This window comes from Actinoalloteichus caeruleus (genome assembly GCF_049311605.1).
In the GTDB taxonomy this organism is placed as follows: domain Bacteria; phylum Actinomycetota; class Actinomycetes; order Mycobacteriales; family Pseudonocardiaceae; genus Actinoalloteichus_B; species Actinoalloteichus_B caeruleus.
The window spans coordinates 1,103,947-1,116,114 of record NZ_CP186005.1 but is presented as its reverse complement, the minus strand read 5'-3'; the positions used below and the strand labels follow the sequence as shown (position 1 = coordinate 1,116,114).

The following is a 12,168-nucleotide window of genomic DNA, read 5'->3' as shown; positions in this document are numbered from 1 at the left end:
GCGGGCGGCACCGCCGAGCACACGCGCCCGCGCACCCTCGGAGGACGTCACTCCGGACCCCAGCCCGGTCCGCCAGGGTGGGGTCCGCGCGCATCACCCGCGGCGGCGGGACGCTCAGCCGGACGCCGCCGGGGAGGCCGCGCTCCGCTCGATCGCGGACGCGCTGCGCCGCCAGCTCAGCCAACCGCGCACGACCAACACCGCGAAGACCACGTAGACCAGCGCGCTGAACCAGAGCCCCGACGCGAACTGGAGCGGGACACCGACCGCGTCGACCGCCAACCAGACCAGCCAGAACTCGGTGAGCCCTCGGCCCTGCGCGGCGAAGGCGACCACGGTGCCGACGAAGATCCAGGCGTCGGGCCAGGGCGCCCACGAGGCGTCGAGCGCGTCGAGCAGCAACGCGACGGCCGCCGTGCCGCCGACCATGGCGAGGGCCAGCACGACCCGTTCCACACCGGTGGCCGAGCGGACCGTCACCCCGTAGACCGGGTCCCGGCGCCTGGTCCACGCCCACCAGCCGTAGACCGAGATCAGCAGGATCACCACCTGGCGGACGGCCAGGCCACCGAGCTGCGCCGACAGGTAGACGCTGAAGAGCAGCACCGTGGCCGCCACCTGGACCGGCCAGGTCCACAACGTCCGCCGCTGCGCCAGGTACACCACCGCCAGCGCGCACAGCTGCCCGATCAGCTCCGCCCACGAGACCTGCTGCCCGAACAGCGTCAGCTGGTGCTCCACCAGAACGTTCACGCGTCCTCCTACGGCCGTCCCCGGCGGTCGGCACGACGCGACTCGGGCACGCCGATGGCACGACGACACCCGCCCGCGTGCGCTGCCTCCCATCCGGACTGTCACCGTCGGTTCCGGAATCCCACCGGATCAACCGGCATCCCGTGCTGGTCGCACGGCGACGCCGGGTCGCGGACTCTCACCGCCGGTTCGGAATTCCACCGAGCCCCGGAGCGCACTCTGCTCGGCATCTCGAACCCGTGCCGCGCCTCCGATATTCCACGGTCCCCCGTGACCGCGGCCACGGGTCGACGTGCGCGCCGCGACGGGGACGCGAGGACGGCGGCCATCCTCCGTCCCTGCCACCAGGACGGGGACGAGTGGACCAGGCCGGGCCAGCCGCCGGGCGCGCCGCGGAACACCAGGATCGGGAGCGGGACCATCGGGCACGACGGGAGAAGTCCACCACCACACGGTCAGCGCGCCACCAGGGGCGGGAGAAGGGTCGGCGACGACGCGACAGGGCACTCCCCCTGGGTGAACCGTCCTCCCGCCGCCCGCTCAGCCAGCGGCCCCGGCACCGCCCCACCGCTCGGTCCACTCCTCCCGGAGCACACCCGTGATCACCGCGTCGTGCACCCAGCCCGCCCACCGCCGGGCCCGCCACGGGCGGCGCTCCTCCCGGTAGCCCCAACCGCTGGCCCACCCGGATCGTGCCGGGGTTGCCCGAGTAGGTGGCGTAGTCGAGGCGGAGCGCGTCGGTCGCGGCGAAGAGGTAGTCGGTCCACAGCCGCAGGGCGGTCGTACCGCACCCCCGGACCCAGCTCGTCTCGTCGAAGAGCAGCGGACCGAGCCGACGCCAGTCCGTCAACTCGCACTCCCGGTACCAGCTGACCTGGCCGAGGAGCTGGTCGGTGCCGCCACCGGCCACCACGAGACCGCTCCGGGGCGTCGGTCTCGCCGCCGGGTCCGCTCGGCCACCCGGCGCGCCGGTCGACCCACCGCTCGGCGTCCCCCGGCGTCGGCGGACCGCCACCCCCGCGACGCCGGGAGGTCGTCGATCCGCCAGCCACGCAGCACGACGCCGTCGGTGTCGGCACCGAGTCGAAGGTCCATCGCGTCATCGCCACCCCGGCCCCACCTCGGGGAGGACCGGGTCCGCGATGCCCCTGCCGCAGCGGTCACCGGCGACGTGGGATTCTGGCCGTTATGCGCACGGCCGACGACCCCGGGCACTCCGCGTCCGGAATGTCCGGGAAGACGATGCGGAGCCTGGAGTACGCCTCCGGGGAACTGGCCACCGCCAGCGTCACCGCCATGGAGCGGAAGCTCCCGTGGTTCCGACGGCTGCCCGCCGACCAACGCGCCAGCGTGCTCCTGATCACCCAGATCGGGGTGTCCGGTTTCCTCGAGTGGCTCCGCAGCCCCGACGCGGCCCTCCGACTGAGCACCGAGGCGTTCCGCGCGGCTCCCCGCGACCTGTCCCGCTGGATGAGCCTGCGGCAGACGGTGGAGCTGGTGCGCACCGCGATCGACACCTTCGAGAAGCGGTTGCCGGAGTTCGCCGGCAACGCCGAGGAGAAGGCCGTCCTCACCGACGCGATCCTCCGCTTCGGCCGCGAGATCGCGTTCTCCGCCGCGACCTCCTACGCGGCCGCCGCCGAGGCCAGGGGCGCCTGGGACGCCCGGCTGGAGGCGTTGATCGTGGACGGCATCGTCCGGGGCGACGCCGAGGAGTCGCTGCTCTCCCGGGCGTCCGCGCTGGGCTGGGACCAGCCGGTCGCGGCGACCGTGCTCGTCGGCAACCCGCCGTCCACCGATCCGCAGGAGGTCCTGTACGAGGTGCGGAGCCGGGCGGCCCGGTTGGGGCGGCCGGCCCTGCTGGGCGTGCAGGGCTCCCGCCTCGTCGTGGTCCTGGGTGGGACGATCGACGAGGCCGACGCCGACGCGGTGCTGCCCCGGATCAGTGAGGCCTTCGGTGAGGGTCCGGTGGTGGCCGGCCCGACGACCGACAGCCTCGCCGAGGCGCACCGGTCGGCCGACGACGCGCTGTCCGGGCTGCGCGCCGTGGTGGCCTGGCCCTCAGCTCCCCGCCCCGTCCGGTCGATCGAGCTGCTGCCGGAACGGGCCCTCGCCGGCGATCCGGAGGCCGAACGGCAGCTGGTCGAACAGGTGATGCTGCCGCTCGTGGACAGCAGCGGCGGGCTCCTCGACACCGTGGAGGCGTACCTGGAGGTCGGTGGCGTGCTGGAGAGCTGCGCACGCGCGCTGTTCGTCCACCCCAACACGGTCCGCTACCGGCTCCGCCGGATCAGCGAGGTCACCGGCTACAACCCGGCGGACCCCCGCGACTCGCTCGTGCTCCAGGTCGCGTTGAAGGTGGGACGGCTGGCCCAGGCGCGGGGGCTCTGGTGACCCGACCCCGAGGCGCGGACGGCCGCACCAGCCGCGCGACGGGACCACGGACGGCTGATCGACGTCCTCCACCCGGCCAGCCCGGCCCCCGCGCGAACCGCTGACACGAACGCCGGGGTGACCTGGTGCCTCGCCGACGCCCCGCACCGGCACCGGGCGGGAACCGCGCTCCACCCCGAGCCGCGCTCCACGACGAGCCTCCCGTCGCTCCGACGCGGCGCCCGACCGGGCGCCCGGGCCGGGGCGGTGGGGCACCCGGGCGACCGCCCCCACCGGCCGCTACCCCGGTCGGTGCGCGAACCTGGACGGCGGCACAACCCCGGCAGCCAGCCCGAACCGGGCTCAGGACGAGGCGCTGGTGAGCGCGGCCACCTCGTCCTCGCTCAGCTCGACGTCGGCCAACGGCAGCAGCTCGGCGAGCTGCCCGGCCGTCCGGGCACTGGCCAACGCCGAGGTGACGGTGGGTTGGGCCACCAACCACGCCAAGGACACTGCTGCGACGGGGACACCCCGGTCCGCGGCGACGCGGTCCAGCTCGGCCAGGACCCGCTCCCCCCGTTCGTCGAGGTAGGCGAGCGCCCCGGACGCCCTCGGGCTGGAGTGCTCCTGCCCCGACGCGGACCGGTACCGGCCGGTGAGGAAACCCTTGGCGAGGGAGAAGTAGGGGAACACCGCCAGCCCCTCCCGCCGCGCCAGCGCCTCCAGCTCCCCCTCGAAACCCGACCGCTCCACCAGGTTGTAGTGCGGCTGGAGCGCGACGTACCGGGCGAGTCCCGACTCGTCGGAGATCCGCAGCGCCTCCGCCAGCCGGTCCGCCGTGTGGTTGGACGCGGCGATGTGGCGCACCTTGCCGGCCCGGACGAGCTCGTCGAACGCGGTCAGCGTCTCCTCCAGCGGCGTCTCCTGGTCGTCGACATGCGCGTAGTAGAGGTCGATCCGGTCGGTGCCCAGCCGGCGGAGCGAGTCCTCCGCCGCCGCGCGGATGTTCGCCGCCGAGAGGCCGGGACGTTCCGACCACATGCCCACCTTGGTGGCGATGACCAGGTCGTCGCGGTTGCCCCGGGACGTCATCCAGCTACCGAGGACCCGCTCCGACTCTCCCCCCTCGTGACCGGGTATCCACGCCGAGTACACGTCGGCGGTGTCCACGAAGTTCCCGCCCGCCGCCACGTAGGCGTCGAGCACCTCGAACGAACGCCGCTCGTCGGCCGTCCAGCCGAACACGTTCCCGCCCAGGTTCAGCGGGTGCACCACCAGGTCCGTGTCACCGATTCTCCGCATGCCGTCACCCTACGGACGGAGATCACGACCAGAGCCGTGCCCGCCGGCCGGCCCACCCGACCCCGCCGTTCGCCCGCCCGTCCGAGGCGCCACGCCGGGTGGGGACCAGAAGCCCTGGTGCCGCTGGCCGTCGCGCGCGGAGCCGGCGCACCGGGCCGGGGCGGCCGGGATCCCCTGGCGCGCTGCCGTGGTGGCGCGGACGCCCGGCGGCGGTCCGAACCGACCCCAGCCCAGGACCCCAGGGCGTGACCCCTGTCACCCCTGAGTCACCTCCCCCGGCTCCCCTCCCAGGGAGGACGGAGGGGTTGTAGGTATTCCACAACATCGCGGGACGGACTTCGTCTCCCCCGGCATCCCAGCCGCCCGGGCGTGCCGTGTTCAGTGAATGACGTGATCGCGCTCCTCGCTCCGGGACAGGGCTCCCAGGCCCCCGGCATGCTCTCGCCGTGGCTGGAACTGGACGGTGCCCGTGACCGGATCGAGGCCTGGTCGGAGGCGACCGGCCTCGACCTCGTCCGGCTGGGCACGGAGGCGGACGCCGACGAGATCAAGGACACGGCCATCACCCAGCCGCTGATCGTGGCGTTGTCACTGCTGGCGCTGGAGGAGCTGCGGCGTCGCGTGGACCTGCCGCCCGGCGTGCCCGTCGCCGGCCACTCGGTGGGCGAACTCGCGGCGGCGGCCGCCGCCGGGGTGCTCTCGCCGGCGGACGCCGTCGAGCTGGCCGCCGTGCGGGGCCGGGAGATGGCCGGTGCGTGCGCCCTGGAACCCACCGGGATGTCCGCCGTGCTCGGCGGGGACCGCGACGAGGTCCTCTCCGCCCTGGCCGAACTCAGCCTCGACGCGGCGAACCACAACGCGACCGGCCAGATCGTGGCGGCGGGCAAGATCTCCGCGTTGCAGGAACTGGCCTCCGAACCCCCTTCGGGTGCCCGGGTCCGCCCGCTGGCCGTCGCCGGCGCCTTCCACACCCGCTTCATGGCGCCCGCCGAGGAGGCCCTGCGGCTCCGGGTCGAGGCCCTGTCGGTGTCCGACCCGGTGACGCCCCTGTTGTCGAACGCCGACGGCCGCCCGGTGGAGAGCGGCGCGGACATGATGTCCCGGCTCGTCGCGCAGGTGACCCGTCCGGTGGACTGGTACTCGTGCATGGCCACGCTGGTGGACCTGGGAGTGGCGGCGGTGGTGGAGCTGCCGCCGGCCGGCACGCTCGCCGGGCTGGTCAAGCGGGAACACAAGCTCCCCACCCTGCCGTTGAAGACGCCGGACCACCTGGACCGGGTGGCTGCCTTCATCCACGACCATCACACCGACCTCTCTGGTGGTAACGCGTGACCAAACAACGTCCACGGCTGAGTCTGCGCACCGGACCGGTCGGCACCCGCCTCCTCGGCTTCGGCAGCAGCACCGGGAACCGGGTCGTCACCAACCACGATCTGACGAAACGACTCGACACCTCCGACGAGTGGATCCGCGAACGGGTCGGCATCGTCAGCCGAAAGCTGGCGGACCCGGACCAGTCGTTGGTGACGATGGCGATCGAGGCGGGTTCCAAGGCGATCGCCGACGCCGGTCTGTCGCCCTCCGACCTCGACGCCGTCGTCTTCGCGACCTGCACGATGCCCGGTCCGATCCCGAACGCCGCCGCCCAGACCGCCGACGCGATCGGCATCAAGGCGGGAGCGGCCTTCGACCTGAACGCGGCCTGCGCCGGCTTCAGCTACGCCGTGAACACGGCCTCCGACCTCGTCCGCGGCGGCTCCGCCCGCCGGGTGCTGGTCATCGGCGCCGAGCGGTTCACGGACTGGGTGGACTGGGACGACCGCGCGAACGCCATCATCTTCGCCGACGGCGCGGGCGCGGCCGTGGTGGGCCCGGCGGACGAGCCGATGATCGGCCCGGTGTCCTGGGGCAGCGCGGGTGACCTGTCGCACCTGATCTACCTGCGTGAGGGCCGGTACATCTTCCAGGAGGGGCAGTCGGTGTTCCGCTGGGCGACCACCCAGGTGGCGCCGGTCGCCGAACGCGCGGTCGAGGCGGCGGGGCTCCAGCTGTCCGACATCGACGCGCTGGTCCCGCACCAGGCGAACGCGCGCATCGTCGACGCGATCGCCAAGCGCCTGCGGTCGAAGGGCGCACGGGAGGACCTGGTGGTGGCCAAGGACATCCAGCACACCGGGAACACCTCCGCCGCCTCCATCCCCATCGCGATCGACCACATGCGGTCCGCGGGGGAACTGAGCAAGGGCGACGTCATGTTGCTCGTCGGCTTCGGCGCGGGCCTGTCCTACGCCAGCCAGGTGGTGGTCTGCCCGTGAGGCGGGTTCCTCCGACGACGCGCCGGGCGCCCCGCGGCCGGTGAGTCCCGCCGGGGCGCACCGCCCCGTTCTCCGTGCGGGTCACCGCACACCACGGACAGCCGAGTCGGGCCACCCGAGCGCCCGACCAGCGGAAAAGCAAGCAGGAAGGACAACGCCAGTGGCGAACGAGGACATCCAGAAGGGTCTCGTCGACATCCTCGTCGAGGTTGCGGGTGTGGAGGCCAACGACGTCGACTTGGACAAGTCGTTCGTCGACGACCTGGACGTCGACTCGCTGTCGATGGTCGAGGTGGCCGTCCAGGCCGAGGACAAGTTCGGGGTGAAGATCCCGGATGACGAGCTGGCCAACCTGAAGACCGTCGGCGATGCGGTGAACTACATCGCCAACAACGCATGACCTCTCCCGAGGTGGTCGTGACCGGGCTCGGCGCGACGACCCCGCTCGGCGGGGACGTCGCGTCGACCTGGGACGCCCTGCTGGCCGGCCGCAGCGGGGTGGGACCCATCAACGCGGACTGGCCGGAGCGGTTCGACCTGCCGGTTCGGATCGCGGCCTCGCTGGCCGTCGAGCCGACCGACGTGCTCGCCAGGGTGGAGGCCCGCCGCTGGGACCGCTGTGAGCAGGTCGCCGTCGTCGCGGCCCGCGAGGCGTGGTCCGACGCCGGCGCCCCCGAGCTGGACCCCGAGCGCCTCGGCGTGGTCGTGGGCACCGGGATCGGCGGGGCCAGCACCCTGCTCGCGCAGGACGACCTGCTGGAGACGGCGGGGCTGCGCAAGGTGTCCCCGCTGACCGTCCCGATGCTCATGCCGAACGGCCCGGCCGCCTGGGTCGGCCTGGAGCTCGGTTCCAAGGGCGGCGTGCACGCCCCGGTGTCGGCCTGCGCCTCCGGCGCCGAGGCCATCGCCTGGGCGTACCGGATGCTGGTGGCCGGTGAGGTGGACGTCGTCGTCGCCGGTGGCGCGGAGGCCGTGATCACGGCACTGCCGGTCGCGGGCTTCGCCCAGGCGCGGACGATGAGCACCCGCAACGACGAGCCGGAGCGGGCGTCGCGGCCCTTCGACACCGGTCGGGACGGGTTCGTGCTCGGTGAGGGCGCCGGGATGATGGTCCTCGAGCGGGCCGAGTTCGCGGCCGCGAGGGGCGCGAAGGTCTACGGGCGGCTGGCCGGCATCGGTACCAGCGCCGACGCCCACCACATCACCGGCCCGGAACCCACGGGTGAGGGCGCGGCCAGGGCGATCCGCAAGGCGATCCGCACCGCCGGTCTCAGCCCGGAGGACGTGGGGCACGTCAACGCCCACGCGACCTCCACCCCGGTCGGCGACGTGGCCGAGGCCGCCGCGATCCGGTCGGCGATCGGCGAACACCCCGTGGTCACCGCCCCGAAGTCCGCGCTCGGGCACATGTTGGGCGCGGCGGGTGCCGTCGAGGCGATCGTGACCGTGCTGTCGCTGCACCACGAGGTCATCCCCCAGACGCTCAACCTCGAGGACCTCGACCCCAAGGTCCAGCTCGACGTCGTGGCCGACGAACCGAGGAAGGCGGGCCTGACGGCCGCCGTGAACGACTCCTTCGGGTTCGGCGGGCACAACGTGGCACTCGCGTTCACCCCGTGATCACCCGTCGTGTCGGGGCGTCGAGCCCCAACACCTGTCGCGAGGAGATTCGATGACCGCCCTGGCAGCTCGTCCGGAGCCGGTGGTTCCCGCCGCCGACTCGGACCCGAGGGACCCGGAACTGCGGTTGTCGCAGCTCCTCGACGCCGGCACGCTGGCACCGATCACGACCCGCGACGCCAGCGGCGTGTTCACCGCCCGCGGTCGGATCGACGGGGTCGACGTGATCACCTACTGCACCGACGCGGCCAGGATGGGCGGCGCGATGGGCACCGAGGGGTGCCAGCGCATCGTGGACGCCATCGACACCGCGCTCGAGGAGGGGTGCCCCGTCATCGGGCTGTGGCACTCCGGCGGAGCGCGGCTGGCCGAGGGTGTCGAGGCCCTCGACGCCGTTGGGCAGGTGTTCGCGGCGATGATCCGCGCCTCCGGCAAGGTGCCGCAGATCTCGGTCGTGCTCGGCCCGGCGGCGGGCGGCGCCGCCTACGGCCCGGCCCTGACCGACGTGGTGATCATGGCGCCGGCCGGCCGCGTGTTCGTCACCGGCCCGGACGTGGTCCGCAGCGTGACCGGCGAGCGGATCGACATGGAGGCGCTCGGCGGTCCGGAGGCGCACGGGAAGAAGTCCGGCGTGGTGCACGTCGTCGCGAACGACGAGCCGGACGCCTACCGGCGGGCCCGGCGCCTGACCGGCCTGTTCTCCCGCCCGGGGGTGCACGACCCGGAGTCGGTGCGGGAGGAGGACGACCTCCGGGCGCTGCTGCCCGAGCAGGCGAAGCGGGCTTACGACGTGCGTCCCCTGGTCCGCGCCATCCTCGACACCGAGGAGGACGACGAGGGCGTGGTGGGCACCTCCTTCGAGGAGCTCCAGGCCAAGTGGGCGCCCAACATCGTCGTCGGGCTGGGCCGGTTGGGTCAGCGGTCGGTCGGCGTCATCGCCAACAACCCGCTGCGGCGGGGCGGCTGCCTGGACTCGCTGAGCGCGGAGAAGGCGTCCCGTTTCGTGCGGATGTGCGACTCGTTCGGCATCCCGCTGCTGGTGCTGGTCGACGTGCCCGGCTACCTGCCCGGCGTGGGCCAGGAGTGGGACGGCGTGGTGCGGCGCGGCGCGAAGCTGCTGCACGCCTTCGGGGAGGCGGTCGTCCCCCGGGTGACCCTGGTGACCAGGAAGGCGTACGGGGGTGCCTACATCGCGATGAACGCCCGGTCGCTGGGCGCCAACACCGTCTTCGCCTGGCCGGAGGCCGAGGTCGCGGTGATGGGCGCGAAGGCGGCGGTGGGCATCCTCCACCGCAAGGCGCTGGCCGCCGCGGCGGAGGAGGACCGCGAGGAGCTGCACGAGCGGCTCGCCGTGGAACACGAGCGGATCGCCGGCGGCGTGAACCGCGCGATGGCGATCGGGGTCGTCGACGAGGTGATCGAGCCCTCCCAGACCCGACGTCGGGTCGCCGAGGCGTTGGCGGCGGCACCCGCCGCACGCGGCCGGCACGGGAACATCCCGCTCTGACCGCCGCGCGGGGTTCGTCGGCCCCGGTACGGCCGTGCCGGTGAGCCGCCCTCCGCGTTCGTGGGTGGGTGGGGCGATGCCCGGGCCGTCCCGGTGCGCGCCCGCCCTCCGCATGGCCGTCCCGCGCGCGGCCGTGGGGTGTCGGGGAACTCGGCCGACCACGCCCCCGTCTCGGCGCGCTCACGGGGGTCAGCGCACCGGGATCCCCCGCCGGACCCACCTCCTTGCCGTGGGGATCCCCTTCCACCGTCCGCCGCGAGCGGCGGGACCACGACCGCGCCCGTCCGCCTCGTCGCCGTGCTCAGCCGCAGGCGCCCGGGCTCGAACTCCCCGGGCGGCCGCTGTCGAGGCGCAGCTCGCCGCCCTCCACGACCAGCGGGTACACCACCCGCCAGTGGACGCACTCGGCGGGCATCTCGGGTGGGGCGTCGGCGAGGTCCTGACCGCTGACGAAGGTCATCAGAACCCGCAGGCTGTCCTCGGGGCCCTGTTCGACGCGGTGGACGACGACGTGGTCGTCCCGGGTCGACCGGTACCTGCTGAGCCAGTCCTCCTCGGAGGTGTCGCGGACCCGGCGTTCCACCACCGTTGTCGCCCACGAGCCGTAGTCACGCGCGTTGATGGACTCGAAGTGGGCGCTCACGAGAGCGAGGATCGCCTCGTGATCCGGATGTGCCCGCGCGTCGGGGGTCAGCTCGACCCGGACCGGGCCGTCCGGTGCGGGGGGTTCGACCGGCGAGGTGGCCTCGCCCGCTGGCGCCTCGCCCTCGTCGTCCCCCGCGTACCAGCTCCGCCCGAGAGCGCCGACGAGCGCTCCGAGCACCACGGCGATCACCGCGAGCGACACGATCAGCAGGGGAAAGCCGCTGGTCCTCGGGCCGGCTGACTGTCTGGGTGCCACCGGCAAAGGGTGTCACACGTGGCGGGCCCCCTCGATGGACGAGTCGGGGTCCGGTGGATCGTCCGCCCGCCTCGCGGCGTGGGGCGGCCTGCGTCGGCGTCGCGCGGCTGGACCGTGCCGGGTGCCTCCGTTCCTTCCGCGTCGGGCGGACCCGGACGAGGGAGTGGCGGGACGGGAACCGCTGTCGTGCTGGGGAATCCCCCGCTCGGGTGGTCCCGGGCCATCCCCGGTCGGGGGGCGTCCACATCGGGTTCTGGCGCGCTCGCGTCGGCAGGACCGGAGTAGGGAGGTGAGGTCCGCGCCGAGGAACGCGGGCAGCGTCGGACGGGACGGTCGGCGATGGCGGGGCCGCCGGCCGCCGGGGCGGCACGGGAACGGGCACCTGGGTCCTTTCCCGCGCCACCACCGTGCGGGGCAGGACGAGGTGGCGGGGCCGGCGGTGCCAGGACGGGGACCGGTCGCGGCTCGGGCCGGTTGCCCGGTGAGGGCCGCCGGGCTCGCGCCGCCCGTGCGGACCGACGGGACGGGAGCACGCTCGGCGACGGGAGACTTGGTCGGTCACGGGGGACTGATCGGTCACGGGAGCCCGCTCGCTCCCCGCGCGGGGAGTGGGGCTCAGCCGACCCGGTGCAGCCAGCGCACGCCGGCGCCGTCGGCGGCCCGGCGGAACGGCTCCAGGGCGTCGTCCCATGCGGTGCCCAGCACCTCGCCCACCCGGTGGTTGAAGCGCTCCGGGGAATCGCTGAGCGCCGTCATGGACCTCAGCTGGTCCTCGGTGACCATGATGTCGCCGTTGGCGCTGGTCCGGGCGCGCCACAGGCCGAGGCCGGGGACGTAGCAGAACCGTTCGCCGTCCACGTGCCGACTGGGGTCCTCGGTGACCTCGAACCGGAGCATCGGCCACGCGCGCAGCGCGGTGACCAGGCGACCGGCCGTGCCGGCTGTCCCGGTCCACTCGTGCTCGGCGCGCAGCTGACCCGCGACGGCCGGCTGCGCCGTCCACCGCAGTTCCACCCGCCCACCGAGCGCGCCCGACAGCGCCCACTCGACGTGCGGGCAGACCGCGGACGGCGACGAGTGGACGTAGATGACGCCACTGGTGCTGCCACTGGTGCTCACTGCTGACCTCCGCTGCTCGACGAGGGACGTCTTCCCCTACGACCTCTTCGAGCGGGCGTTGGACCACACCGATGGCCTAACCGCTCGGTCATTCTGCACCGGACGGCGCAGTGCCCGCCACACGAACGCGATCGAGGGGCGGCGCGACAACCCCGAACCGTCCCCCGGTCGCTTCACCCTCTGCTGGCCCATGTACCCCGGTGGTTCACTGTCGAACCAGTGATCACGAGCACAGAGATCGGTATACCGGGCAGTAACATGAACCGTCCTCATGTCAG

The 12,168-nt window shown here is 73.7% G+C and carries 12 protein-coding genes and 1 riboswitch; of the genes, 7 read left to right on the top strand and 5 right to left on the bottom strand.

The window, feature by feature from the left end; all coding sequences use genetic code 11:
• Nucleotides 1–114: 114 nt before the first annotated feature.
• Nucleotides 115–753 carry a nicotinamide mononucleotide transporter family protein gene (locus ACOJVX_RS05025; protein WP_103055658.1) on the bottom strand — a complete coding sequence of 213 codons (639 nt, stop codon included), beginning with the start codon at nucleotides 751–753 and terminating at the stop codon, nucleotides 115–117.
• Between the two features lie 76 nt (nucleotides 754–829).
• Nucleotides 830–972, bottom strand: a riboswitch (FMN riboswitch).
• On the bottom strand, nucleotides 932–1,663 hold the full coding sequence (locus tag ACOJVX_RS05020) for a GNAT family N-acetyltransferase (protein ID WP_422647570.1): 732 nt from the start codon (nucleotides 1,661–1,663) through the stop codon (nucleotides 932–934). It overlaps the preceding riboswitch by 41 nt.
• A gap of 278 nt (nucleotides 1,664–1,941) precedes the next feature.
• Here ACOJVX_RS05020 and ACOJVX_RS05015 point away from each other — a divergent pair, with 278 nt between their 5' ends.
• On the top strand, nucleotides 1,942–3,147 hold the full coding sequence (locus tag ACOJVX_RS05015; protein WP_051313240.1) for a PucR family transcriptional regulator: 1,206 nt from the start codon (nucleotides 1,942–1,944) through the stop codon (nucleotides 3,145–3,147).
• Nucleotides 3,148–3,489: 342 nt separating this feature from the next.
• Here the strand turns inward: ACOJVX_RS05015 and ACOJVX_RS05010 are convergent, their stop codons facing one another.
• A complete protein-coding gene (locus tag ACOJVX_RS05010; protein ID WP_026417076.1) occupies nucleotides 3,490–4,428 on the bottom strand; it encodes an aldo/keto reductase in 939 nt (312 codons plus the stop codon).
• 381 nt (nucleotides 4,429–4,809) lie between these two features.
• On the opposite strand from ACOJVX_RS05010, the gene ACOJVX_RS05005 reads away from it, so the two are divergent.
• The 5 genes from ACOJVX_RS05005 to ACOJVX_RS04985 all read left to right on the top strand — a co-directional run bounded on the left by ACOJVX_RS05005 (nucleotide 4,810) and on the right by ACOJVX_RS04985 (nucleotide 9,870).
• Nucleotides 4,810–5,760, top strand: coding sequence for an ACP S-malonyltransferase (locus ACOJVX_RS05005; RefSeq protein WP_026417077.1), 951 nt, complete (start codon nucleotides 4,810–4,812; stop codon nucleotides 5,758–5,760).
• Nucleotides 5,757–6,743 (top strand): beta-ketoacyl-ACP synthase III, encoded by a 987-nt coding sequence (locus ACOJVX_RS05000; protein WP_026417078.1) that lies wholly within the window; start codon nucleotides 5,757–5,759, stop codon nucleotides 6,741–6,743. Before ACOJVX_RS05005 ends, ACOJVX_RS05000 begins: the two co-directional genes overlap by 4 nt.
• A gap of 160 nt (nucleotides 6,744–6,903) precedes the next feature.
• Nucleotides 6,904–7,143: an acyl carrier protein gene (locus tag ACOJVX_RS04995; protein ID WP_026417079.1), complete on the top strand. Its 240-nt coding sequence runs from the start codon at nucleotides 6,904–6,906 to the stop codon at nucleotides 7,141–7,143.
• Entirely contained in the window at nucleotides 7,140–8,363 is a 1,224-nt protein-coding gene (locus ACOJVX_RS04990) for a beta-ketoacyl-[acyl-carrier-protein] synthase family protein (RefSeq protein WP_026417080.1), read from the top strand. Before ACOJVX_RS04995 ends, ACOJVX_RS04990 begins: the two co-directional genes overlap by 4 nt.
• A 52-nt stretch (nucleotides 8,364–8,415) precedes the next feature.
• The gene (locus ACOJVX_RS04985) at nucleotides 8,416–9,870 is read left to right on the top strand and encodes an acyl-CoA carboxylase subunit beta (RefSeq protein ID WP_418156005.1); all 1,455 of its coding nucleotides are present in this window, start codon (nucleotides 8,416–8,418) and stop codon (nucleotides 9,868–9,870) included.
• A 301-nt stretch (nucleotides 9,871–10,171) separates the two neighbouring features.
• On the opposite strand, the gene ACOJVX_RS04980 is transcribed toward ACOJVX_RS04985, so the two are convergent.
• Together ACOJVX_RS04980 and ACOJVX_RS04975 are read right to left on the bottom strand one after the other, a co-directional pair.
• Complete coding sequence (locus tag ACOJVX_RS04980; protein ID WP_156038738.1) at nucleotides 10,172–10,771, bottom strand: hypothetical protein; 600 nt, start codon at nucleotides 10,769–10,771, stop codon at nucleotides 10,172–10,174.
• A 615-nt stretch (nucleotides 10,772–11,386) separates the two neighbouring features.
• On the bottom strand, nucleotides 11,387–11,890 hold the full coding sequence (locus ACOJVX_RS04975; protein WP_026417083.1) for a DUF3145 domain-containing protein: 504 nt from the start codon (nucleotides 11,888–11,890) through the stop codon (nucleotides 11,387–11,389).
• Here ACOJVX_RS04975 and ACOJVX_RS04970 point away from each other — a divergent pair.
• Nucleotides 11,883–12,113 (top strand): hypothetical protein, encoded by a 231-nt coding sequence (locus ACOJVX_RS04970; protein WP_418156003.1) that lies wholly within the window; start codon nucleotides 11,883–11,885, stop codon nucleotides 12,111–12,113. The two genes, ACOJVX_RS04975 and ACOJVX_RS04970, sit on opposite strands and share 8 nt — an antisense overlap.
• The last annotated feature ends 55 nt before the right edge of the window (nucleotides 12,114–12,168 follow it).

Bases quoted from the DNA above. Each gene is read 5' to 3' on its own strand.
- ACOJVX_RS04990 (WP_026417080.1), top strand. From the start codon at position 7,140: ATGACCTCTCCCGAGGTGGTCGTGACCGGGCTCGGCGCGACGACCCCG.
- ACOJVX_RS05010 (WP_026417076.1), bottom strand. From the start codon at position 4,428: ATGCGGAGAATCGGTGACACGGACCTGGTGGTGCACCCGCTGAACCTG.
- ACOJVX_RS04985 (WP_418156005.1), top strand. From the start codon at position 8,416: ATGACCGCCCTGGCAGCTCGTCCGGAGCCGGTGGTTCCCGCCGCCGAC.
- ACOJVX_RS05015 (WP_051313240.1), top strand. From the start codon at position 1,942: ATGCGCACGGCCGACGACCCCGGGCACTCCGCGTCCGGAATGTCCGGG.